At 63.3% G+C, this 21,401-nt stretch carries 21 protein-coding genes; 9 read left to right on the top strand and 12 right to left on the bottom strand.

Annotation, left to right across the window (positions count from 1 at the left end; all coding sequences use genetic code 11):
• Positions 1-88: 88 nt before the first annotated feature.
• A complete protein-coding gene (locus IPV69_RS03975; RefSeq protein WP_206293620.1) occupies positions 89-496 on the bottom strand; it encodes an ATP-dependent Clp protease adaptor ClpS in 408 nt (135 codons plus the stop codon).
• A gap of 319 nt (positions 497-815) precedes the next feature.
• Here IPV69_RS03975 and IPV69_RS03970 point away from each other — a divergent pair, with 319 nt between their 5' ends.
• Positions 816-1,892 (top strand): DHH family phosphoesterase, encoded by a 1,077-nt coding sequence (locus IPV69_RS03970; protein WP_206293619.1) that lies wholly within the window; start codon positions 816-818, stop codon positions 1,890-1,892.
• Positions 1,893-2,027: 135 nt separating this feature from the next.
• Positions 2,028-5,246, top strand: coding sequence for a valine--tRNA ligase (locus IPV69_RS03965; RefSeq protein ID WP_206293618.1), 3,219 nt, complete (start codon positions 2,028-2,030; stop codon positions 5,244-5,246).
• Between the two features lie 41 nt (positions 5,247-5,287).
• On the opposite strand, the gene IPV69_RS03960 is transcribed toward IPV69_RS03965, so the two are convergent.
• On the bottom strand, positions 5,288-5,632 hold the full coding sequence (locus IPV69_RS03960; protein ID WP_206293617.1) for a cupin domain-containing protein: 345 nt from the start codon (positions 5,630-5,632) through the stop codon (positions 5,288-5,290).
• Between the two features lie 94 nt (positions 5,633-5,726).
• Between IPV69_RS03960 and IPV69_RS03955 the strand changes: the two genes are divergently transcribed.
• The gene (locus tag IPV69_RS03955) at positions 5,727-6,638 is read left to right on the top strand and encodes a sugar phosphate isomerase/epimerase family protein (RefSeq protein WP_206293616.1); all 912 of its coding nucleotides are present in this window, start codon (positions 5,727-5,729) and stop codon (positions 6,636-6,638) included.
• A gap of 60 nt (positions 6,639-6,698) precedes the next feature.
• On the opposite strand, the gene IPV69_RS03950 is transcribed toward IPV69_RS03955, so the two are convergent.
• From IPV69_RS03950 to IPV69_RS03925, 6 genes are all read right to left on the bottom strand, one after another.
• Positions 6,699-7,130, bottom strand: a complete 432-nt coding sequence (locus tag IPV69_RS03950; RefSeq protein ID WP_206293615.1) for a VOC family protein — start codon at positions 7,128-7,130, stop codon at positions 6,699-6,701.
• Between the two features lie 15 nt (positions 7,131-7,145).
• On the bottom strand, positions 7,146-8,204 hold the full coding sequence (ruvB, locus tag IPV69_RS03945; protein ID WP_206293614.1) for a Holliday junction branch migration DNA helicase RuvB: 1,059 nt from the start codon (positions 8,202-8,204) through the stop codon (positions 7,146-7,148).
• Between the two features lie 80 nt (positions 8,205-8,284).
• Positions 8,285-9,331: a hypothetical protein gene (locus IPV69_RS03940; protein WP_206293613.1), complete on the bottom strand. Its 1,047-nt coding sequence runs from the start codon at positions 9,329-9,331 to the stop codon at positions 8,285-8,287.
• Positions 9,332-9,368: 37 nt separating this feature from the next.
• Complete coding sequence (locus tag IPV69_RS03935) at positions 9,369-10,151, bottom strand: sugar isomerase domain-containing protein (RefSeq protein WP_206293612.1); 783 nt, start codon at positions 10,149-10,151, stop codon at positions 9,369-9,371.
• A 162-nt stretch (positions 10,152-10,313) separates the two neighbouring features.
• Positions 10,314-11,219: an ROK family protein gene (locus tag IPV69_RS03930; protein WP_206293611.1), complete on the bottom strand. Its 906-nt coding sequence runs from the start codon at positions 11,217-11,219 to the stop codon at positions 10,314-10,316.
• Positions 11,220-11,423: 204 nt separating this feature from the next.
• Positions 11,424-12,218 carry an SDR family NAD(P)-dependent oxidoreductase gene (locus tag IPV69_RS03925; protein ID WP_206293610.1) on the bottom strand — a complete coding sequence of 265 codons (795 nt, stop codon included), beginning with the start codon at positions 12,216-12,218 and terminating at the stop codon, positions 11,424-11,426.
• A 147-nt stretch (positions 12,219-12,365) separates the two neighbouring features.
• On the opposite strand from IPV69_RS03925, the gene IPV69_RS03920 reads away from it, so the two are divergent.
• The 3 genes from IPV69_RS03920 to IPV69_RS03910 all read left to right on the top strand — a co-directional run bounded on the left by IPV69_RS03920 (position 12,366) and on the right by IPV69_RS03910 (position 14,541).
• Positions 12,366-12,989 (top strand): hypothetical protein, encoded by a 624-nt coding sequence (locus IPV69_RS03920; RefSeq protein ID WP_206293609.1) that lies wholly within the window; start codon positions 12,366-12,368, stop codon positions 12,987-12,989.
• An 89-nt stretch (positions 12,990-13,078) separates the two neighbouring features.
• Positions 13,079-13,381: a putative quinol monooxygenase gene (locus IPV69_RS03915; RefSeq protein ID WP_206293608.1), complete on the top strand. Its 303-nt coding sequence runs from the start codon at positions 13,079-13,081 to the stop codon at positions 13,379-13,381.
• Positions 13,378-14,541 carry an iron-containing alcohol dehydrogenase gene (locus tag IPV69_RS03910; RefSeq protein ID WP_206293607.1) on the top strand — a complete coding sequence of 388 codons (1,164 nt, stop codon included), beginning with the start codon at positions 13,378-13,380 and terminating at the stop codon, positions 14,539-14,541. The genes IPV69_RS03915 and IPV69_RS03910 overlap by 4 nt, the downstream gene beginning before the upstream one ends.
• A 128-nt stretch (positions 14,542-14,669) precedes the next feature.
• On the opposite strand, the gene atpG is transcribed toward IPV69_RS03910, so the two are convergent.
• The gene (gene atpG / locus IPV69_RS03905) at positions 14,670-15,641 is read right to left on the bottom strand and encodes an ATP synthase F1 subunit gamma (protein WP_206293606.1); all 972 of its coding nucleotides are present in this window, start codon (positions 15,639-15,641) and stop codon (positions 14,670-14,672) included.
• Positions 15,642-15,790: 149 nt separating this feature from the next.
• Positions 15,791-16,660, bottom strand: coding sequence for an FHA domain-containing protein (locus IPV69_RS03900; protein ID WP_206293605.1), 870 nt, complete (start codon positions 16,658-16,660; stop codon positions 15,791-15,793).
• 407 nt (positions 16,661-17,067) lie between these two features.
• Here IPV69_RS03900 and IPV69_RS03895 point away from each other — a divergent pair, with 407 nt between their 5' ends.
• Positions 17,068-17,835: a DUF1570 domain-containing protein gene (locus IPV69_RS03895; protein WP_206293604.1), complete on the top strand. Its 768-nt coding sequence runs from the start codon at positions 17,068-17,070 to the stop codon at positions 17,833-17,835.
• 18 nt (positions 17,836-17,853) lie between these two features.
• Here the strand turns inward: IPV69_RS03895 and IPV69_RS03890 are convergent, their stop codons facing one another.
• On the bottom strand, positions 17,854-18,357 hold the full coding sequence (locus IPV69_RS03890; protein ID WP_206293603.1) for a polymer-forming cytoskeletal protein: 504 nt from the start codon (positions 18,355-18,357) through the stop codon (positions 17,854-17,856).
• A gap of 157 nt (positions 18,358-18,514) precedes the next feature.
• Positions 18,515-18,946 (bottom strand): bactofilin family protein, encoded by a 432-nt coding sequence (locus IPV69_RS03885; protein WP_206293602.1) that lies wholly within the window; start codon positions 18,944-18,946, stop codon positions 18,515-18,517.
• A 449-nt stretch (positions 18,947-19,395) separates the two neighbouring features.
• Between IPV69_RS03885 and IPV69_RS03880 the strand changes: the two genes are divergently transcribed.
• Entirely contained in the window at positions 19,396-20,184 is a 789-nt protein-coding gene (locus IPV69_RS03880; RefSeq protein WP_206293601.1) for a hypothetical protein, read from the top strand.
• A 151-nt stretch (positions 20,185-20,335) separates the two neighbouring features.
• Positions 20,336-21,394 carry an alkaline phosphatase family protein gene (locus IPV69_RS03875; RefSeq protein WP_206293600.1) on the top strand — a complete coding sequence of 353 codons (1,059 nt, stop codon included), beginning with the start codon at positions 20,336-20,338 and terminating at the stop codon, positions 21,392-21,394.
• The last annotated feature ends 7 nt before the right edge of the window (positions 21,395-21,401 follow it).

The following is a 21,401-nucleotide window of genomic DNA, read 5'->3' as shown; positions in this document are numbered from 1 at the left end:
TCGGGTATTGACTCGCTGGAGTTGTGGCGGGACGTCCTGGTGCGTGTGCGCCGCGATCGCGACGTCACCATACCACTTCGTCACCCCATCAACCGGCATCTTCAGCCGGTTCGATGACGGCCTTCATGCTCTGGCTGCTGCGGGCGATCCGCTGGTCCGGGCCGTAAGACAGGATCTGGTCCCGTTTCAGTTCGGCCCGTTCCTTGTGAGTGGTCAGCACAATGACCCGGCCGGTGCTGTCAACCTCTTTGGCCATCTGCATGGCTCGCTCCACTGGGTGAGCGCAGACCTTGCCCAGCATCTCGATAACGTAGTCGTAACTGTGATCGTCATCGTCCAGCAGGATGACGTTCCACGGCGGTAGTTGCTTGGTGGTCGATTTATTCTTGGGACGAGGTCGAACTTTCGTCGCTGTGCCCGAACCTCCTCCTGCCGGTTCGCCGCCTTCGGTCGACTTGCTGGTCCCACCCTCTGGTGTGTCGTTCGTGTCAGCCATGTTTCGTGCACCTCATGCCTCGTCATTATGCCGTAGACGAGCCGTCAATTGAAAGCAAAGACTCGCTCGTCGATCCTTGTCGAATCGGGAGCGGCGACGGATTTCCCGAAGCGTGGCCGAAACTGGCGCTCGTCGTCCGTAAACAACGCGCAACGTAAGGTGCTTCTGGTTTCTGCTCCCCGTCATTATCGGCGTCCAAACCCTTGCCTCACGCCACCCTGACTTCTTGCCGATTCCTGCATCGGCGGACTGCCGGTCGTCAGATCGGTTGCGCGCGGGCCTAAGATAGGGAACGATGACGGCGTTTGTGGATTCATGCGTGCAGACCCTGGCCGGGTCGGCTTCGGCGGCAGAACGCCGAAGCCGCGCGCGGCCCCGCGCCGGCAAGTTCCTCCGTGTGCTGGCCACGCGAAGGAATATCCTCGTCACAACGCATATCCACCCCGACCCCGACGCCTTGGGCTCGGCAGTCGCGCTCGCGTACCTGCTGTCCAAATGCCTCGGAATGACGCAGGACCGGCCCTCGATCACCCTGGCCGCCAAGGGGCGGATCGGCGGCGGCATCAATGACGCCTTCCTCCGCGTCGCCAATGGGAAGCTCAAGAACTGGGAAGAGATCGACCCTGCATCGTTTGATGCCATTGTGATGGTCGATACGCAGCCGCAGTTTTCATCAAGTCCGCTGCCGCCAGGATTGCTTCCCACGGTGGTGATTGATCATCACCGTGGCCGCGGTCGGAAATCAAAGCTACCCCTCTGGGATGTCCGTCCGGAAGTGGGGGCGACCTGCTCGATCATCTTCAGTTACTTCATGGATCTGGAGCAGTCGATTCCCGCCGACCTGGCGGCTGCGATGCTCTACGCCATCGAGACTGACCTGGCCGGTGCCGCCGGTACGCCGGGTGATCTCGACAACATCGCATTATCCAGCCTGACGCTGTCGGCCGATCCGCGGAAGCTCTACCAGATGAGGTTCACGCCGCTCCCGCAGGCCTATTTCCGCGCCTACGCACAAGCGCTCGGTAACGCCGAGTTTCAGGGCAACGCCCTGATGAGCCATCTCGACAACATCGAGTCGATGGAACAACCGGCGATCATGGCCGACATGCTGCTGCGGTTCGACCAGGCCGAGTGGGCCCTGGTCACTGCCGAAACCGACAACGGCGTCGTCCTGAGTCTCCGCACGCGGGCCAAAGAGCGATCCGCCGCGGATGTGATGCACAAGATCATCGCCCGCCTTGGCGAGGGCGGCGGCCACCGCACCAAGGCCGGAGGCTTCATCCGCTTTGCGCCCGAAGTCCCCCACAATCCCAAGAAGCTCCGCGCCAAGCTTTGGCGTCGGCTGCTGTCGGCGGTGGGCGTAAGGTCGGGCAAGCCGATCAGGCTCGTCGCCTAGCCGACGGCCACGCGTTTGCCCCCGTTGTGACCCCGCCGTAGACTCCCCGATTCGCCGTAGCGTCAGGCCGTTTTGCTTTTTTCATTGCCTGTTTCGCATTTTTGCATTCGTCGAGAACCGCGACCCACTGCCGCCATGCCAACCGAACTTTCCAAGACGTACGAGCCTTCCGCCGTCGAGTCCGAAGCTTACGCCGTCTGGCTGAAGGAAGGCTGCTTCCATGCCGAGCCGGCCAACCCGGGCAACCCATATGCGATCGTCATTCCGCCGCCCAACGTGACTGCTGCGCTGCACCTCGGCCACGCGCTGAACAACACGATCCAGGACATCCTGACCCGTTACCACCGCATGGCCGGCGACAACACCTGTTGGCTGCCCGGCACCGACCACGCCGGCATCGCCACGCAGACGATCGTCGACCGCCGGCTCCAGGCCGAAGGCCAGCCCGCGCTCAAGGACTTCAAGCGGATGGAAGCCGAAGGCGGTCCCGGCCGCGAGCAGTTCCTCACGAAAGTCCAGGCGTGGAAAGATGAATACGAACTCAAGATCACCGATCAGCTAAAGGCGATGGGCTGTTCCTGCGACTGGGAACGCCAGGCGTTCACCATGGATCCGCCACGCGCTAAGGCAGTCCGCGAAGCGTTCTACCGGCTGTTCAAAGACGGCCTGATCTACCGCGGCAAACGCCTGGTGAACTGGGACCCGGTCACCCAAACCGCGCTCGCCGACGACGAAGTCGAGATGGAGGATGTCGACGGGCAGTTCTATTACCTGCGTTATCCTCTCGTGGACGCAGAAGGCGCCTCTGTAGGGTCCGCCTTGGCGGACGCGGCGAACGGCGACAACGCTTCCGACGCCAACACCAACGTGTCAGCCGACGCGTCCGCCAAGGCGGACCCTACGTATGTGGTTGTCGCCACGACCCGCCCCGAGACCATGCTCGGCGATACCGCCGTCGCGATCAATCCGAAGGACCCGCGAGCCGCTTCGCTGCGCGGCAAGTTCATCAAACTCCCGATCGTCAATCGCATTATCCCCATCGTGGAAGACGACTATGTCGTCTTGTCGGTCGCCCACGGCGGCGATCCGGAAGACTCCAAGGCGCAGTTCGCCACCGGCTTCCTGAAGGTTACGCCGGCCCATGATCCCAACGACTACGAGATCGGCCGGCGGCACAATCTGGCCGTCATCAACGTGATGGCGCCGGATGCCAGCATCTCCGACAAGCACGGCTGGACCGACGTCGGCGAAGCCGGCTTCGTTCTCGGCAAGAGCCGCGAAGAGGCCCGCAAGCTCATCGTCAAATGGTTCAAGGAGCAGGGCCTGCTGGAAGAGATGAAGCCCTACAAGCACGCGGTCGGCCACAGCTACCGCAGCCACGTGCCGATCGAGCCGTACCTGAGCGATCAGTGGTACTGCAAGGTGACGGATGACCGGTTGGCGGGTGCAGCGCTCCGGGCGATGGCGCCGGAGCAGTTCGAGCAGCGAGAATCGTCGCCCAAAGCGGACGGAACGCTCCGCTTCTATCCCGCGCGGTATGCAAAGACCTTCCAGACCTGGCACGAGAACATCCGCGACTGGTGCATCAGCCGGCAGCTCTGGTGGGGGCATCGCATCCCGGTCTGGGGATTCACGAATCACGACGCCGTCGACAGCAAGACCGACGAGCAGCTCTCAGGCCTCATCGAGCAACTGATCCGCCTGAAGAACGACGGCCGCGTGGCGATTCGCCATGCCGACCGAACCAACGAACTGGCACCGATCGATCTTCAGCACAGTTTCATCTGCGTCCGCGAGGAAGACGACCGCCCGGCGCTGGAACTCCTCAACCAGCTCGGCTACACCCAGGACCCCGACGTCCTCGACACCTGGTTCAGCTCCGGCCTCTGGCCGCTGTCCACGCTCAACTGGCCGACCGAGACGGCTGAACTGGCCAAGTGGAACCCGTCGAACGTGCTGACGACGGCACGCGAAATCATCACGCTCTGGGTCAGCCGGATGGTGATGTTTAACCTTTATCTGCGCGACTGCCTGCCGTTCACGGACGTCTTCATCCACGCCATGATCCAGGACGGCGAAGGCCAGAAGATGTCCAAGACGCTGGGCAACGGCGTCGATCCTTTGGACATCATCCAGTCCCACGGCGCGGATGCGATGCGTTACACGCTCGCCGCGATGACCACGCATACGCAGGACCTGCGGATGCCCGTGGACCTGGTCTGCCCGCACACCGGCGAAACCTTCAAGCCGCAGATGACGACCATCAGCGGCGGATACAAGGTCGCCGCACCGATTCAATCTTGCCCGAGCGACCCCAAGAAGAAGATCGTCAGCAGCTACGGTTACGCCAGCGGCCAGGCCAAGCCCACCGCCGACATGCCGGTGGCGAAGAACACGAGCAGCAAGTTCGACCTCGGTCGGAACTTCTGCAACAAGATCTGGAACGCGGCTCGGTACGCGCTGGGAAGTCTGGAGGCAATTGGGTCCACCCTGGCGGACCCGACGGGCGTCGATGAGAGCAAATGGTCCATGACCGACCGCTGGATCGTCAGCCGGTTCAACCGGACCGTTGCCGAATGCAACCAGGCGATCGCCGACTACCGGTTCGACGTCTACGCCAAGAGTCTCTACGACTTCTTCTGGCGGGATTTATGCGACTGGTACCTGGAAGCAATCAAGCCGGCGATGAGGGATTCCGCCCGCGCGCCGCAGACGGCGAACATCCTCGCGTCGCTGCTCGACGGCTCATTGCGTCTCATGCACCCGGCGATTCCGTTCATCACCGAGACGATCTGGTGGAAACTGAACGAGGTCCGCCCGCAGCGTGGCTTGCCCGGCAGGATCGACTGCCCGCCGAGCCCCCGGCTCGTGACGGCGGCCTGGCCGAAAGTTGGCGACGTCTCGGAAGCCGCCGAGCACATTTTCCCGAAGGTCCAGGAACTGATCACCGGCATCCGGCAGATCCGCAACGAGCGGCAGGTAAACCCCAAGCAGGTGGTCGCCGTCAGCATCAACTGCCCGTCCGAACGGGCACGGTCCGTCGAGATGAACCGCGAGGTGATAGAAGGCCTGTCCCTCTGCACGCTGAAGGAAGTCGGCCCCGACGTTCAACCGCCCGCCGGCGCAGCCAAGCTGCTTTCGGCGGGGTGTGAGATCTATGTCGAGGGCCTGGTCGATGAGGCGGCTGAAAAGGTGCGCATCGAAAAGCGGCGGGAAGAGCTCACCAAGCTGATCGCCGGCATGGAAGGGCGGCTGTCGAACGAACAGTACCTGGCCAAGGCGCCGCCGAAACTTGTTCAGCAGACCAAGGACCAGATGGCGGCCATGAAGGCGGAGCTGGAGAGGCTCGGCTGATTTCACTCCCTCTCCCCCTCGTACAGGGGAGAGGGAACCAATCAATCGAAATACTCATCTTCCACATCGAACGCCGGGATCGGTACGTTCACGATCTTGATATTCCCGATCGCCCGGTGACGGCAACCGGGGCGGATGAAGATCGCGGTCATCGGTTTCACAGGGTAACGCTCGCCGTCGAGCTCGATCTCGCCGGTGCCTTCCAGCACCAGGTAAATCTCGGTCATCTTCTTGTGGTAATGCGTCTTGGCGTCGGCCCAGATGTCGGTCAGGTGCATGGTGGCCAGCGTGTTGCCTTCCTCGGCGAACGCTCGGCGGGCCTGGCCGCAGGGGCAGGGGACCGGCTTGATCTCATCGAGCTGGGCGATCATAAAACGCTTGGACATCGGTACACTCCTGGACGGTTCGGCGAAGCAGTCGGACGTTATCGTATCGCGCCGAACTCACATTCAGAACACGCGCTTCGCTACACTATGCAGGATGTCTGCAAGCACTCGAACCCTGTCCGTCGTCGCTACCGCCATCGCCAACGATCTTCGGCTGGCTCCCAAGGTCGCCCGCCAACTCGGCTTTACCGGCCTGCAACTCCCGCTGGTTTTTGGCAGTGTCGACCTGACCCAGCTTTCCGGAACGGGCCTGCGCGATGTCCGCCAACTGCTGGCGACGCACGAACAGCAGCTCGTCGCGATCTCGGCCGATCTGGGGCCAAAGGGCTTTGGCCCCGGCGCGGATGTCGATCGGCTGCTCAAGCGCCTGGCCGACGCGATGCAGGTGGCCCGCGGTCTGACCGCCGGCCTGCTGACGGTCGATCTCGGCCCGCTTCCGCAACCCGAACGAGCGGCCAAGCCCGCGCCCAAGGTCGAACCCGGGATGGCGGGGCTGATCCTGCTCCCGACCGCGAGCGAACTGGCCGCGATCGAGAAACGCGAAGCACCGCCGGCGACCACCGATTCGGCGTTCTTCTCCCAAGTTGACGCCGCTCTCGTCGAGCTCGGCCGGATGGCCGATCGCACCGGCGTTACCCTCGCATTGCGATGCGATCTGTCGTCCTACGCGGCATTAGAACGGGCCCTTAAGGCGGCGAGCTGCCCCTGGTTCGGGATCGATCTTGACCCGGTCGCGCTCCTTCGGGATGAATGGGAACCCGATGAGGTCTTCAGTCGCCTGGGAGAACTGATTCGACACGTCCGCGTCCGCGACGCCGTCGGCGGTTCAGGCGGTCGCACCCGGCCGGCCATCGTCGGACAGGGTGACACGAGCTGGCCCGAACTGCTCGCCCGCCTGGAAGCTTCCGGATACCACGGTGCGATGACCATTGATCCCACGGAACTCCCCGACCGCACTCGGGCCGCGGTCGTCGCCTTCGAACTGTTCGACAAGCTGCCGGGCTAGCAATGGTGGCACGCGCCGGCAAGCTCTGCACCAATGTTGGTGCTGCCGCCCCTAACAGTGTCAGCCCGCGGAAACCTTCCACGGATTATAGGTTCCGACATTCCAGACGTGTCCTTCCAAGTCACGGCACGTAAAGCTGCGACCGCCGTAGGACTCGTCTCTGATGTCGATGACAATCGCCGCGCCGGCCTGCGTTGCCCGCTGATATACCGCGTCGGCGTCGGAGACGACGAGGGACACGGCCTGGGTTTCGAACCCGCCGATCTCGTCGGGTTGCTTCATCAGCTTCCCCCATTCCGATTCGATCACCGATCCCAGCATGACCATGCCGCCGCCGAGCGTGAGTTGGGCATGATGGACGATCTCACCGTCGCCGTAGACCGCCTGCTTCTGAAAGCCAAAGACCTGGCAGAGCCAGTCGATCGCGGCTGGTGCTTTTCGGTAACGCAGGCAGGGAATGATGGTCGAAGGACCGGCGGATACGTTCGACATGGGATCCCTCCTGATTCACGAGTTTGCATCGCCATCAAAGAACGTAGGCTGACCGCCGTTTTCATCTTTTGGCGGACGCCACTTCAGCTTCAGGTGTTCGTAGGCCAGTTTTGTTGCCCGGCGGCCCTGACGCGTTCGGGTGATGAACGCGTTCTGCAGCAGGTACGGCTCAATGACATCTTCCAGCGTGTCCCGCTCTTCGCCCATGGTGGCGGCGATCGCTTCAATCCCGACCGGACCGCCGTCGTAGACGTCAATCATGGTCTTCATGAATACGCGATCCTGTTCGTCCAAGCCGCGGTCGTCGATCGCCGCCAGTTCGAGGGCGAGCTTGGTACTTTCTAGATTGATCTTGCCGTCGCCCTCCACGGTGGCGTAATCGCGGGTCCGCCGAAGAAGGCGATTGGCGACACGTGGCGTTCCGCGGCTTCGGCGGGCCAACTCCCACAGCGCCTTGTCGTCGGCGACGGTCTTCAACTGCCGGGCGTTGGCTTTGAGGATTTCGTGAAGCGCTTCGGGCGCGTAAAAATCGAGATGCTCGCTGATGCCGAACCGGCCGCGCATCGGACCGGTGAGAAGGCCCAGACGCGTCGTCGCGCCGATCAGGGTGAACGGCTGAATCGGGATGGTCATCGTGCGGGCATGCGCGCCCTGATCGATGGTGATATCGACCCGAAAGTCCTCCATCGCTGGATAAAGGTACTCTTCGACGACCGCCGACAGGCGGTGGATTTCGTCAATGAACAGCACGTCGCCGAAAGAGAGCTTAGTGAGGATGCCGACCAGATCGGCACCTTTGGTCAGGGCCGGCCCATTGGTGACATGGACTTGGGCGCCGACTTCGTTGGCGACCACGTGCGCGAGCGTTGTCTTGCCCAGCCCCGGCGGGCCGTGCAGCAGCACGTGATCGACCGGCTCCTTACGGCTCTTGGCGGCTTCGACGGCGATCCGCAGTTTGCGGATCAGCGATTCCTGCCCGACGTACTGTGCGAAGTTTTGCGGGCGAAGCGCGAAGTTGAGGCGCTCTTCCTCTTCGCCCGTCGAGCCGACGCCTACGATGCGATCGCGTGCCATAAAGATGTTTTAGCGATCGCTGGAAGGACGACAAGGACTTATCCTGACAAACCGCGAACGTGCGGCTCGCATTGCGGCCCCTACAAGCCCAGTTCCTTCCGTACCCGCCCTACGCCAGCCACCATGTTGACCAGCTTCTGCTTCGCCGCCCAGCGCGCCGTCTGCGACAGGCCGCAATCCGGGGCGAATGACAGGCGGTCCGCAGGCGCGTGCTTCAGGCAAAGTCGTACCCGGTCCGCGACATCGGCGGGCGTTTCGATGTAGTAGCTTTTGACGTCGATGATCCCCACGGCCACGTCCCGCCGCCTGGCGATCTGGGCGATGATTTCGATCTCCGCGAATTCGCGACTCGCCATCTCGACATGAATCTCGTCGAGCGACATGTCGAGAAACGCGGGGAACATCGGTGCGTACCGTCGAGGCCCGACGGCGCGTGCCTTATAGTTTCCGAAACAAAGGTGCGTGCTCAAGCGGCACTTGCCGACGATCGGCTCGACCGTGCGATTGAATATCTCGACAAACCGCTTCGGGTCTTCCTTGTGGGCGTAGCAACTCATCGAGGGTTCATCGACGGTCAGCTCCCTGCAGCCGGCGGCGACGAGATCTTCCAGCTCTTTACGAACCAGCGGCAGCAGCGCCTCGGTGAGTGCCCATCGATCCCTGTACTGGGCGTTGGGCAACAGCCTGCCGGCGAGCGTATAGGGCCCCGGCACACTCGCCTTGAGCGTCGGTCCCTTCGCCTCGGGAGGGGGCGACAGCCGCTGCAGCCGCTTGAACTCCTCGACCGCTCCCAGTCCTCGTGGCGCTTGAAGCTCCCCGACCACCTTGTGCTTGCCCCGCTGGTCATGGGCCGGCGGCCCGAAACGGCGGGGCGGAGCTGCCTCCAGATCGATCCCTTCGATGAAGCCATAGAACGAAAGATTAAAGTCCAGCCGCGACTGCTCGCCGTCAGTAATGACATCCAGCCCCGACATGATCTGGTCGGTCATCGCGACCACGGTGGCATCATCTTGAAGCTCGGCCACGTCGGCCGGGCCGAAGCGATCGAGATGCGCGGCGGCGAACTCGAGCCAGGAGGGGAAGGGGTAGGAGCCAATGACGGTGGTTCGGAGGGGGATGGGTTGCATGGGATCCTTCTGGCCAATCTCGAATTGGGTTCACGCGTCAAACTGCGCCGAGCGATTGATACAGCTTCGCCAGCCGACGCCCGTGCTCGTCATAGGCCGCTTCGAACAGTTCCTTGGCCCGCTCGGCGCCCACGACGCACCCGCCGCTCAGCACCTTCGGCGGCTGGCCGGCGGCGGTCAGACGCAGGGCGACTTCGGCCTTGATACTGTTGATCAGCAGGCATCCGCCCACGGTCGAGCCTGGCGCGACGGCGGTATCAAGTCCTTCCACCTTCACCATCGCATCGCCCGGCGGGGCGCCGGTGTCCAGCGTCAGGTCGGCGAAATCCTGCAGCTTCTTCCCGCGGGGGTCATTGCTGCGACTGGCTTCGCTGTGTTCGCGACTGATGATCGCCACCGTCCTGATCCCGCGCGCCTGGAACAGCTCACCCATCTCGATGGGCACCACATTGCAGCCGCTGGAAGAGATCACCAGCGCCGCGTCGTCCCGCGACAGGTCGAAGTTCCGCAGGATGCGTTCGGCCAGGCCGCTGACGTTCTCAAGGAACATCGCCTGCCGCTGGCCGTTGGCGCCGACGACGAGGTTGTGGAACGTCAACGACAGTTCCACGATCGGGTTGAAGCCGGGGAACGAGCCGTAGCGCGGCCACATCTCTTCCACCATGATCCGGCTGTGGCCGGAAGCGAACACGTGCACCATCCGCCCCTTAAGTATCGTCTGGCTGAACCAGTCGGCGGCCTGACGAATCTGCGGCAGCTGCGCGCGAACGGCGGCGATCAGGCCTTCACTTTTTGCGAGATAGTCTTCGGCTGGGGTCATGTGCTCGGGATTGTCGAGGAAGGTCCCGCCGCGGGTCAACGACCGACGTCAGATTCGTAGGGCGGGCACTGCCCGCCGAAAGGAGCGTTCGGCGGCAGGGCAAGCCGCACCATTTAAACACGCCTCGGCAATCGTCACTGTCTCCGGCGGGCAGTGCCCGCCCTACTTATCGCAAAGCATCGCGTTCCGTGCCGCGCCGATCGCGCCGGCGTACTCGCCGAGCGCCGCAGCGACGACCTTCACCCGGTGACCGTGCGGCCGCCATTCGAATCGGTCGAGTTCGGAAGAAAGGGGCAAGAACAGCGCATCGTCCGCCGTCGCGATGCCGCCGCCGATGATCACCGTTTCGGGGTCGAGCACATTGACGATCGAGGCAATCCCGGCGGCCAAGGCGCGGATCGAGCGGGACCAAGCTTCAAGTGCCGCCGGATCGCCGCGCGACGCGGCGGCCGCGAGGGCCAGCGTGGAATCAAATGCACCCTTTGTCCGCTCGGCGACCGTGCAGTTGCCGATCGCGTTCTCAAGACTTCCCGGGCAATTGGTGATGTCCGGCGATCCGCCGGGGTCGAGACTGATATGCCCCAGGTGTCCCGCGCGACCGATCGCGCCCTTCAGCAGGTGTCCGTCGACCATCGCCGCACCGCCGACACCGGTGCCCAGGGTCAGCAGGGCGACGTTGCGTTGTCCCGCGGCGGCGCCGAGCCAGGTCTCGCCCAGCAGTGCGGCCTGTGCGTCGTTCAAAACCGGAACCGCAATCTCGCTGCCGAGGTACGTTCGCCAGTCGATCGTCTCCAGTTCGGCCAGCCGCCCCTGCATCCACCAGATGGACAATCCGTCCGGGCGGGCGATGCCCGGGGCTGAGACGCCGACTCGGATCGAGTCGGGATAGTCATCCATGATCTCGGCGTAGCGTCTCCGCGACTCAAACGTCGATCGCACGAATGCCGGCCATTGCGGATCGGAAATGTCCAGGGCAACGCTGACACGATCGGCCACATGGCCGTCATGAGTTACCACCACGCATTTAAGACTCGTTCCGCCAATGTCGAGACCGATGGCATGCGGCATGGTTCGTGCCTGTCTGTTCGTTGGGTTCGCGATCCTGGGTAACGCTTCCTGCACGACGGTGATGTTTAGCGGTCGCACCGAAGGTGCACTCTATTCCGTTCTCCAACACTTCCAGTGCGGTTGAGAAGCGACCGACAGTTCACATTCTCCGCGCGACTCCCTGCCCTTCGGGCGAGGCGCCAAAAGGGGCGGACCGACCTCCGTTCACTCGTCCGTCTGTCCTTCGCTCACGCACCAGCCTCCGTCGACCGCCAGCACTTGCCCAGTAACGAACTTCGAACCGTCCGACAGGAAGTAGACGGCCGCCGCGTCCAAGTCGTCGGGTCGGCCAATCCTGCCGCCGTCGAGCGGCTGTTTGGTGCGGATGAAGCTCTGGATCCGCTCGTCACTCGCCGCCCGCTGGGCCATGGGGGTTTCAACCAGCGCGGGGGCGAGAACGTTAAACCGAATATCGTGCGTGGCGTAATACGCGGCGCAGCTTTTCGTGAACCCGACGATCGCGCTCTTGGTCGCGGCGTACGCATGAGTGGTGAAGAACGCCGGCGACGGCGACCAACCGAGGACCGATCCCATGTTCAGCACACTGCCGCCGGAACCCTGCTTCAGGAACTGTCTCGCGGCGGCGCGGTTGGAATTGAACAGGGACGTCAGGTTCAGGTCGAGCGTGAACCGCCAGCCCTCGTCTGTGATTTCGTGCAGCGGGCCGTCGCCCATTTTGCGGCCGCTGCCGCCGGCGACGTGATACAGGGCGTGAAACCCGCCGAAATGCGTAACGGCCTGCTCGATGGCCCGCGGTGCGGTGGTGGGGTCGGTGGCGTCGGCGGCGAGTGCAACGCACGATGAGCCCAGCTCGACCTGCGCCCTGTGGGCGCTCTCGGCATTGCGACCGACGACGACAACCCGCGCCCCCTCGGCAATACACGCCCGCGCAGCCGACAGGCCCAGGCCGGTCGTGCCGCCGATGATGACGATGGATTTACCGTGAAGTGCATCAGCCACAGTGCGGAGCGTAAACTGTTCTGCTCGCCGGTCAACGAATTGTGCCTGTCAGGCCAACAGGTCACGCTTGTCGGCCCAACACAGTTCATCACAGTCGCCGACAAATGAGGGTGCCTCGTATCCGGCCACAGTCATATGCTGTCGGGCATGGGTTTCCGAAAGCTGGTTAAGTTCGCCTGGACAACGACCGCAGTTTGCCTGCTGACGGTGGCGGTCGGTCTTACCGTTATCTGGATCATGAGCCCATGGCGTTGGCTTGAGATCGGCCTCATCACTGAGCACGACCTTTCGGAGGCGATGTACGGTTCGGCTACCGACGCGAAGGGGTCGATCGTGCGCACCCGCACAGTCTCGTTTGCGTCCGGCATGATATATATGGAAGTGGACGAGGTCTTCCGCATCTTTGAGAAGAACCCGCCGGTACGCCGCATGCTCCCGGGTGATTGGAACGTGAGGGTCCTTTCGGCGGCTTCGGGCGACGACGCTGGACGAGGCGAAATCCTGAAGGACACGCGGACGGCTGGACAGGCCGCGCCGGACTACTACTTACGAGGGAATGACATTCTGGGTGAAGTCGCCATCTGGAAGCTAGTGCTGGCGCTGTACCCGCTTCCCATCATTTGGCTTGGACTGACTGTGCGACGGCGAATGCTTCGGTTTCGTCGATTGGCCAACGGGCTGTGTCTCACTTGTGGCTACGACTTGCGATCAAGCAGCGAGCGCTGCCCCGAGTGCGGCCAACCGACACCTCTGACTTATCCCACCGCATAGATGCTAACGACTGTGCCAGGGAAGGTCCTTCTGATAAGACAGGTGTCCATGAAATCGGCGGGTCGTCCCTGCCTTACGAGGAGAATCCCATGTTCGTGGTCGCAGTCTACGTTTACGTCAAGCCGGAGTTCGTCGAGTTGTTCAAGACGGCCATTCTCGATAACGCCCGCAACACGCGGAAGGAACCGGGCAACCTTCGGTTCGATGTCATCCAGGGCGAAGACGACCCGACGCGGTTCTTCCTCTACGAGGTCTACAAGGCCAAGGAGGACTTCGCGTTCCACCAGCAGCAGGCCCACTACTTCCGCTGGCGCGACGCGGTCACCGACTGGATGGCCAAGCCGCGCGAGGCGACCAAGAACCACACCATCTTCTACGGCGACGGCGAATGATGTTCGACTTCTTCTCTGTCCCCCGCATCTGCTTCGGCCCCGGCAAGATCGCCGTGCTCGGCGATCTACTGCAGCCACTGGGACCACGTGTGTTGGTCGTCTACAACGGCGGCGACAGCGCTCTGGCAAAGGTGCGCGACCGCACGGCCGCGGCGGGTGTCGCCACGACCGTCCATCGCCAGAAGGGCGAGCCGACCGTCGCCGACATTGATGCCGGACTGAACGTCGCGCGCGTGGACGGCTGCACCGGCGTCATCGGCGTCGGCGGCGGCAGCGCGATCGACGCCGCCAAGGCGATCGCCGGGCTGCTCACCAACGGCGGCACGGCGCTGGACTACATGGAAGTCATCGGCGCGGGAAAGAAGATCACTCAACCCGCCGCCCCCTGGATTGCGATTCCGACCACCGCCGGCACCGGCGCGGAAGTCACACGCAATGCCGTCGTCGGGGAGCCGTCGAAGCAGTTCAAGGCGAGCATCCGGTCGGAGCTCTTGCTGCCGCGGGTAGCGCTGGTCGATCCTGAACTGGGCGTTGGTGTACCGGCCGACGTGACAGCCGCCAGCGGGATGGACGCGCTGTGCCAGTGCATTGAAGCGTACCTGTCGACCGGTGCTAGTCCGCTGACCGATGCGCTGGCGCTGAAGGGCGTCGAGCTGGCATGGTCGGCGCTGCCCCTGGCGGTTGCCGACGGCACTGACATCGCCGCCCGGTCAGACATGGCATTGGCGGCGCTGATCAGCGGCGTGTGTCTGACCAACGCCGGGCTGGGCGCGGTCCACGGTTTCGCCGCGCCGACCGGGGCGAACTATCCCGTGCCGCACGGCGTCGTCTGCGCGGCGCTGCTGCCGCACGTCCTGAAGGCTAACGCCTCGGTGGCCGCGGCCAAGGGCAACAGTGTCACGCGGCTGAAGTGCATTGTCCTGGGCGGCATCATCGCCCTGCAGACCGACCGCCCTGCTGAGGAACTGCACTTGGCGGCGGCCGATGCCGTTCTGGACCTGAACCAGAAACTGCGAATCCCCCAGCTCTCTACCTACGGCATCAAAGAAGGAGCGGTCGAGTCGATGGTCAGCCTCGCCCGCAAGGCGAGCAGCATGAAGTTCAACCCGGTGCTGCTGAGTGATCAAACGTTGCAGGACATACTCCGAAGCGCGCTGTGACATCACCGCGTTATCGCTCGACCGACGACAAACGCTCCGCTCCGCGTCGCGGCTAACCGGGTTCGTGGTTAGCCGCGGCGCGACGCGGAGCGTTCTTCATTCGTCACTCAGTCTCCCATACCGAAGCGTCACTTCATCGCTTCCACGCCGCCCATGATTTCCATGAGCTCGGTCGTGATCTGACTCTGACGGGCGCGGTTGTACTGCATCGCGAGGATCTTGCCCATCTTCTCGGCGTTGTCGGTCGCGCTCTTCATCGCCACCATGCGGGCGACGTGCTCGCTCGTCGTTGCGTCGAGGAACGTCTGGAACAACGCCGTCCGCACTGTCAGCGGCAGGACTTCGTCCAGCAGCGTCTTGGCGTCGGGAGAGAAGTCGTAGGTGGTTGTGCTGTGGGCGATCTCTTCGTGCGTCACGCCTTCACCGCTGCGCTTGGAATCGAGGGCGCCGCTCTTGGCCTGCTGCTCCTTCTCGGCGACCTGCTGGCCGATGTGGTCGGCCGCCTCCTGCACGCCGGCCAGGGGGAGCAGCGTCATCACATCGGGCTTCTGCACGCCGGTGCTGATGAAGTTCATGTAGACGACCGACACCGAGTCGAGTTCGCCCTTTTCGAAGCGGTGCATCAGGTCGTTGGCAAGTTCTTCGACGCTGGCGTACGCCGGCGTATCGAGCGCTTCGATCTTCTGGGTGATCGCCCGCTTCTGGAAGTTAAAGCTGGTGACGCCCTTCTTGCCGGCGACGTAGAGGTCGATCGTCTTGCCGGCCGCCTGCTGCTCGCGAAGGAAGATGTTGGCCGTCCGCAGGACGTTGCCGTTGTAAGCACCGGCCAGACCGCGATTGCTGGTCAGCACCAGCACGCCAATGCGGTTGGTCTGGGTGGTGGCATCGGGCCGGCGGAGCAGGGGGTGCTCAACATTGCCGACGCTTGCCGCCAGTTCGCGCACCAGTTCACGCACCTTCTGGGTGTATGGCTTGGTGCCGACGGCGCGCTTCAGCGACTTCTGGAACTTCGCCGTCGCGATCATCTGCATCGTCTTGGTGATCTTGCGGATGTTGCGGAGCGACTTGCGACGCTTGAGGATGGCGCGAGCCTTAGCCATGGCGGATTTACACTACGGGATCGGCAGAAACTCTCTGGAATCCCCCACCGATGGGGGTCCGAGGGAGGTCGGATTATGGCCAGAATGATCGGGCCTGCAAGGTGGGAACGGAGGATTTGGAAGACGAACCGAAGCGAGGCGGTTCGGCTCTAGAACATCCGGATTCTTCCCGCCGGCGCGATCCAGCGGTGCAGCGCGACAAATGGCCGTGCGATGACCCCGAACGTCAGCGCGACCTGGCTTCGGCGGGCGGCGTTTTTCGATGCCGCGGATCGGCTCGTTAAGGTCCCGCCGGCGCGGCTCAGCGTCGAAAGATCGAGCGGACTGGCAGGGCGGATGGGACGCGACGTACGGGCATCCTTGACCTGCAATTCCTCTGAAAACGCCAGTCGAGACCGCTTTCGGGGAGCCACCGCCACACCGGGTTCCTGGAGATCGACGCCAGCCCGGGCCGTCGATGAGACGCGGGTGCCGTTGCGGGGAATCGGCCGCTTCGGCTGCGATGCCTGGGCGTAGATCGAATCCCACGAGCTGGAGGCAATTTCGTTCAGGAGGCCGTAAAGGTCGTCCTTGGCGTAGGCGGCCGGCTCTCGAGGAATGGGCTGGGGCTTGGGCAGGCCGTTCTCGCGGCAGAAGGCCTCGGCGGCGACCGGGTCGAAATCGCTGACCGTGCCCGACAACGCCTCGAATGGGTCGGTCGGTCGCTTGGCTGGTGGTTTATATTCTGTCGGGAGCCGGCCGATCACGAATCGAACGGTGGTCTTGCCCATGGTCAGCACGTCGCCGTCGGCCAGACCATGCCGGTTGATGCGCTGCCGTCCGCGACGTGTCCCGTTCTTGCTGCCGAGGTCAACCGCAACCCAGCCCGCGCCGGAAGGTTCGAACTGGCAGTGCCGCCGTGACAGGAGGATATCCCGGACGATGATGTCGCATTCCCCGGCCCGGCCAATGGATAGCGCCTTGCCCAGGGGCCAGCGACCGACTTCTTTGTCCTTGAAGCTGACAACGACGTAGGCCATCGGTTTCTAAACTCCTGAGAGCGGGACGGATCTCACGGCGAAGCGCTCCGACATCAATCGCCGTCAGTCTGTATCGAACCCTTGGCCGACTGTCCGATAGTTTTCCGCCCGCGGGGTTCGGCACGCGGGCAGCGCGCTTCGTCATAGGCGGCAGGCCTTTCCCGATTTAACAAGTTCTGCGCCAGTAGGGCAATCCCGATACGATGTCGATTCGGATAAACTTTCCTCCGTTCGGTGAGGAGTTCAACATGACGCAATCTCAAGTGACCGCATCAGTTATAGTTCTTACGTTCGCGATCGGGTGTCGGAGCGCGCAATCCGCGGCCGGACCGGCGACGGCTCCCGCCTTGGCTCCCGGTAGCGCCCCATCTGCGGCAGATCCTGAGATTGCGGCCAAGACTCAAAAGTTGGCCCAACGCTGGGAGGCACGATTCGCCGAGGAGAAGTTCAATCACCTCGTCTCGCCGCCTTACGTCATCGCCGGAAATGGGACGCCCGCGCAGCTCATCAGGTATCGTGACGGTACTGTCGCCGCGGCAACCACAGCGCTGCAGGCGCAATTCTTCAAGGCTAGGCCCGACGAGCCGGTTCTTATCCTGCTGTTCGAATCCGAAGGGCCCTACAAGCGCCTGGCAAAGAAGTGGTTCGACGACGCCGACGTTCCCCATTTCGGCTTCTACCGCCATCACGACCGGACCATGCTGATGAACGTCAGCACCGGCCTGGGAACGCTGGTCCACGAACTGACGCACGCATTGATCGCGCCCGATTTCCCTGACGTGCCCGACTGGTTCAATGAAGGGATCGCAAGCCTGTATGAGCAGTCGCAGTTCGGGCCGGAGGGGCGGACCATCACCGGGCTGCCGAACTGGCGTCTGCCGGGCCTTCAGAAAGCGATCGCCGCCGACACCTTGCGAACCCTGGCCGAGTTGACGGCCGACGACGATTTCCGCAGCGACGACCGCGTCGGGATTAACTACGCCCAGGCGCGATACCTCATGCTCTACCTTCAGGACAAGGGGCTTCTGCAGAAGTATTACGTCGCGTTCCGCGACAACCGCAAGACCGACCCGACGGGGCTGGAAACACTCAAGAAAATCGTCGCCCCACAGACACTCGAAGCGTTCGAGAAAGACTGGCGCAAGTGGGTGATGTCCCTGAAGTTCGGCCGATAGGCGCAGCGTTCGGTGTTCTCACGCCTCCGGATCGATCGGGCCTTCATCGGGTGTCGGCTCCTGCGGTCCGGGGTCCGGCGATGTCGGCTCGGGCGATGTCGGCTCGGGGGGCGTTGTAGCGCGGACCCTCCCGACCTCGTAATGCCCGTTCAGAACCGCCCCGGCACCAATCGCCATGGTCGGTGCCGTTACGTTGCCGATCACGTCTGCCTCGGGGCCGACCAGGATCGGCCCGCGACTGGTGATCTCAGCCTTGACCTTGCCCCGAACGATGAGCCCGCCGCAGTGAATCCGATCGGCGATAACCTGGCCCTTTTTCTCGATGGTGACGATCCCGAGCGTTTCGATCGCGCGCCGGGCCTCGTACTTCGGGATCACCACGTCCTGGAGTTCGAGCCGCTTGTAACAATGCTTGCAGGTGACGGTTTGCGCTTTGCGCGGGACTTCCTGCAGCTTGCCGCAATGCAGGCAAGCAATGGTCACCGTCTCAACGGCTGGCCGGTTGGGCGGGTCGGGAGGCATTCGTTTGATTGTCGGCCGTCGATTGTGGAGCGCCGGCGGAAGTCCGCGACAGCGCCGCGGCGAGATGCTTCGTCCTCGACCGGAGCGAACCACCGCCGCGGGTCAGTCGCGAACGACCTGACCGTCGACGATCCACAACCGACGACCTTTTACGACATCACTTCTGTCCCTGCGGCTGGTTCGGCTGGTTCTGCGGCGCTTTCTGCTTGTTGAAGTCCTGCGGCGGAATCTTCGGTGCGTTCTTGACCGCGTCGGGTCCGACCGTGACATGCCCGCTGAACACGGCGCCTTCGTCGACGACCAGCTTGCTGGCGCGAAGGTCTCCCTCGTAGCGGGCCGAGTTCTTCAGTTCAATGCGGTCGGTCGCCGACAGATTCCCCTGCACGTCGCCTTCGACGATAATCGCGCCGGCTTCCACGTCGGCCGACATCTTGGCTTCCTTGGTGACGTGAATGCGGCCCGGGGTGGTGATCTTCCCTTCGAGCTTGCCCATCAACCGCATTCCCTTTTCGAACGTCAACTCTCCTTTGAAACTGGCATCGGGCCCGAGCACAGTGGGGAATTCCTGATTGGTCGCGTTGTCCGCCATGAAGTTTCGTGCCTCCGCACGGGTATGTGAGATTGGATGCCCGGCCGGGAGGATGAACGACAGTCCTCCAGAAACGTGGAACAACCTTTGCCCCATCGCCAGCCCGGCAGTCCACGCGATTATACCGGTCGTAGCGCCATGCACACAGAGCCGTGACGGGAAGAACCCGAGAGATTTGATCTCGCCCCGGACCTGGCGCTCCGACACCGCCTACCCCAAACCGGCGATCCCCCGTTTAAGCGATCTGGCGACAGCGCCGAACGATCGCGAACCTGCCCTTCCGTGATCGGGATCAACAACCGGCGGCGGTCGCCGGGGAAGCGATCGCCCGAACAGCTTCGAACGCGAGTTTCCGCATGCTGCAACAGCGCCAATCGAATGTCCTGTCCGACGACCCATCGTCATCGAAACGAACGTCGGAACCCTTCGGTTTGCCCCCGTCGGCGACCATGATCGCCTGCGGCAGGGTACTGCAACTGGCCGGCTATCTGCATACTGCCGGCACCGATCCCGTCGAGCGTAAACGACGCCTTCTGACGGGTCTGTGCCAACTCGTCAGTGCCCAGCGGGCGACCTCGGTTGTCACGCGTACCGACTTAGCGTCTGGCAGGCAGTCGATCTTGTCGGCGTTATCCGTGCGGATGGTGAACCGCCCGAGTACTGGCGCCGAGCGGCACCACCGGCGCGGCAGCGGGGGACCGGCGACACCAACCGGACACAAGTCTCGCCCGCGTCGCACCACGCAACCGTCACCGGACGACATCAACACTGCTGTGGACCCGGATTTCGTCATCGAGAGCTCCACCTACGCCGACGCGATGGCCGCTGAGAGCGCCGCCGAAACCTGCCTGGACGACTTCGCGTGGCTGGACGGTCTGAAACTCGCAGGCTGCATCACCTTTTTTCGACCCCGCGCGTTGCCGAGGTTCTCGCCCGCACACCGCGCCATGGTCTCGCTCGTCCATTCGCGATTCACCTGGGTGTACGCTCACGACCAGCACCTGGCCAGAATCCATGCCGAATCGCAGTCGGGCGACCCGCTGAAGGCCGACCAGACGCCGTTTCAACTGCTGCGCGAGCTCGTCGGCGGCAGCGACATTGAGACAATCATCCGGCGCCGTCGCGGCAATGCGGCTGCCCTGCGCCGTTCGATCGCGGCGGAACTGCAGCGAATCGGCTGCGACTCTCGTGAGCAACTTCTCGAACGGTGGGCCGTCCCTCCCGCGACGATGTCCTAGATTCTGGAGTCACAGGCCCACTGAAGTAAAGGTTTCGTTAGCGACGCGAAATCGGTTGGACCAACGACTCTCGCAGGGTAGTCTCGAAAAGCGAGGCCTCGGGCAACCACTGTGTTTTCCGTCGCCCGGACCCCACTGACGCGGAGGATGAATGTCGCCCCGGATTCGATGCAGCGTCATGCTGCTGTGCCTGACAGGACTCACCGTTGCCGTGGCCGTGGCTGCGGACAAATCGCCGGCGTCGAAAACCAAGGTCGATGCAGGCGAAGCCGAGAAGTTCCCTAAGCCGAAATGGATCAAGGAAGCTGAGGCGCTTGCGCCGACCACTCGTCCGGCCACGCGCCCGGTGGATGGTGCCGATCACGTCTTGATCGTGAGCATCGACGGGCTCCGTCCCGACATCATGCTGCGGGGCGAGATGCCGAACGTTCACCGGCTGTATAAGACCGGCGCGTTCAGCTTCTGGGCCAAAACCACGCCGAACTCCATCACGCTGCCGTCGCACACGAGCATGCTGACTGGCGTAGATCCTCGGAAACACGGCATCGAATGGAATGCCGACCTCCCTTTGAGCGAGCCGGTGTATCCCAAGGTCCCAACGGTGTTCTTTTACGCCCGCAAAGCCGGCTATAAAACCGGCATGGCCGCGGGCAAGAGCAAGTTCGATGTGCTCGATGTCAAAGGCACCCTGGACGGCTCGGCAATCACCGACAAGAAGACCGACAAAGACGACGACGTGGCCCACGCCGCGAGCAAGATCATCCGCGACATCAAGCCGCAGCTAATGTTCGTTCACCTGCCGGGCGTGGACAACGCCGGCCATCGCTACAAGTGGGGGTCGCCGGAGCAGATGAAGGCCGTCGCTGCCGCGGATTATGCGCTCGGCCGCGTGCTCGATGCCTACCGCGATGCCGAGATGCTCTCGCACACTGTCGTGATCGTCACGGCCGACCACGGCGGCACCGGACTCGGCCACGGCCCGGACGATCCCCGGTCGCGCCACATCCCCTGGATCGCCAACGGCCCCGGAGTCCGCGAAAACTTCGACCTGACCACCGACGACGAACTCAACGTCCGCACCGAGGACACGTTTGCGACCGCCTGCTGGCTGCTCAACGCCCCGCACGGCAAGATCGATGGTCGCCCGGTGACCGCGGCTTTTGCGCTGCCGGTTGCCGAACTGCTTACCGAAGTTGCGCCGGCCAAGTAAGTTTTCC

The sequence above is a fragment of the Humisphaera borealis genome (genome assembly GCF_015169395.1).
Classification (GTDB): domain Bacteria; phylum Planctomycetota; class Phycisphaerae; order Tepidisphaerales; family Tepidisphaeraceae; genus Humisphaera; species Humisphaera borealis.
This window is presented reverse-complemented; position numbering and strand designations above follow the sequence as displayed.

What these genes read in the sequence shown, in the direction of transcription:
- IPV69_RS03975 (WP_206293620.1), bottom strand. Translation starts at nt 496, where the DNA reads ATGGCTGACACGAACGACACACCAGAGGGTGGGACCAGCAAGTCGACC.
- IPV69_RS03965 (WP_206293618.1), top strand. Translation starts at nt 2,028, where the DNA reads ATGCCAACCGAACTTTCCAAGACGTACGAGCCTTCCGCCGTCGAGTCC.
- IPV69_RS03960 (WP_206293617.1), bottom strand. Translation starts at nt 5,632, where the DNA reads ATGTCCAAGCGTTTTATGATCGCCCAGCTCGATGAGATCAAGCCGGTC.
- IPV69_RS03955 (WP_206293616.1), top strand. Translation starts at nt 5,727, where the DNA reads ATGTCTGCAAGCACTCGAACCCTGTCCGTCGTCGCTACCGCCATCGCC.
- IPV69_RS03950 (WP_206293615.1), bottom strand. Translation starts at nt 7,130, where the DNA reads ATGTCGAACGTATCCGCCGGTCCTTCGACCATCATTCCCTGCCTGCGT.
- ruvB (WP_206293614.1), bottom strand. Translation starts at nt 8,204, where the DNA reads ATGGCACGCGATCGCATCGTAGGCGTCGGCTCGACGGGCGAAGAGGAA.
- IPV69_RS03940 (WP_206293613.1), bottom strand. Translation starts at nt 9,331, where the DNA reads ATGCAACCCATCCCCCTCCGAACCACCGTCATTGGCTCCTACCCCTTC.
- IPV69_RS03935 (WP_206293612.1), bottom strand. Translation starts at nt 10,151, where the DNA reads ATGACCCCAGCCGAAGACTATCTCGCAAAAAGTGAAGGCCTGATCGCC.
- IPV69_RS03930 (WP_206293611.1), bottom strand. Translation starts at nt 11,219, where the DNA reads ATGCCGCATGCCATCGGTCTCGACATTGGCGGAACGAGTCTTAAATGC.
- IPV69_RS03920 (WP_206293609.1), top strand. Translation starts at nt 12,366, where the DNA reads ATGGGTTTCCGAAAGCTGGTTAAGTTCGCCTGGACAACGACCGCAGTT.
- IPV69_RS03915 (WP_206293608.1), top strand. Translation starts at nt 13,079, where the DNA reads ATGTTCGTGGTCGCAGTCTACGTTTACGTCAAGCCGGAGTTCGTCGAG.
- IPV69_RS03910 (WP_206293607.1), top strand. Translation starts at nt 13,378, where the DNA reads ATGATGTTCGACTTCTTCTCTGTCCCCCGCATCTGCTTCGGCCCCGGC.
- atpG (WP_206293606.1), bottom strand. Translation starts at nt 15,641, where the DNA reads ATGGCTAAGGCTCGCGCCATCCTCAAGCGTCGCAAGTCGCTCCGCAAC.
- IPV69_RS03900 (WP_206293605.1), bottom strand. Translation starts at nt 16,660, where the DNA reads ATGGCCTACGTCGTTGTCAGCTTCAAGGACAAAGAAGTCGGTCGCTGG.
- IPV69_RS03890 (WP_206293603.1), bottom strand. Translation starts at nt 18,357, where the DNA reads ATGCCTCCCGACCCGCCCAACCGGCCAGCCGTTGAGACGGTGACCATT.
- IPV69_RS03885 (WP_206293602.1), bottom strand. Translation starts at nt 18,946, where the DNA reads ATGGCGGACAACGCGACCAATCAGGAATTCCCCACTGTGCTCGGGCCC.
- IPV69_RS03880 (WP_206293601.1), top strand. Translation starts at nt 19,396, where the DNA reads ATGATCGCCTGCGGCAGGGTACTGCAACTGGCCGGCTATCTGCATACT.
- IPV69_RS03875 (WP_206293600.1), top strand. Translation starts at nt 20,336, where the DNA reads ATGTCGCCCCGGATTCGATGCAGCGTCATGCTGCTGTGCCTGACAGGA.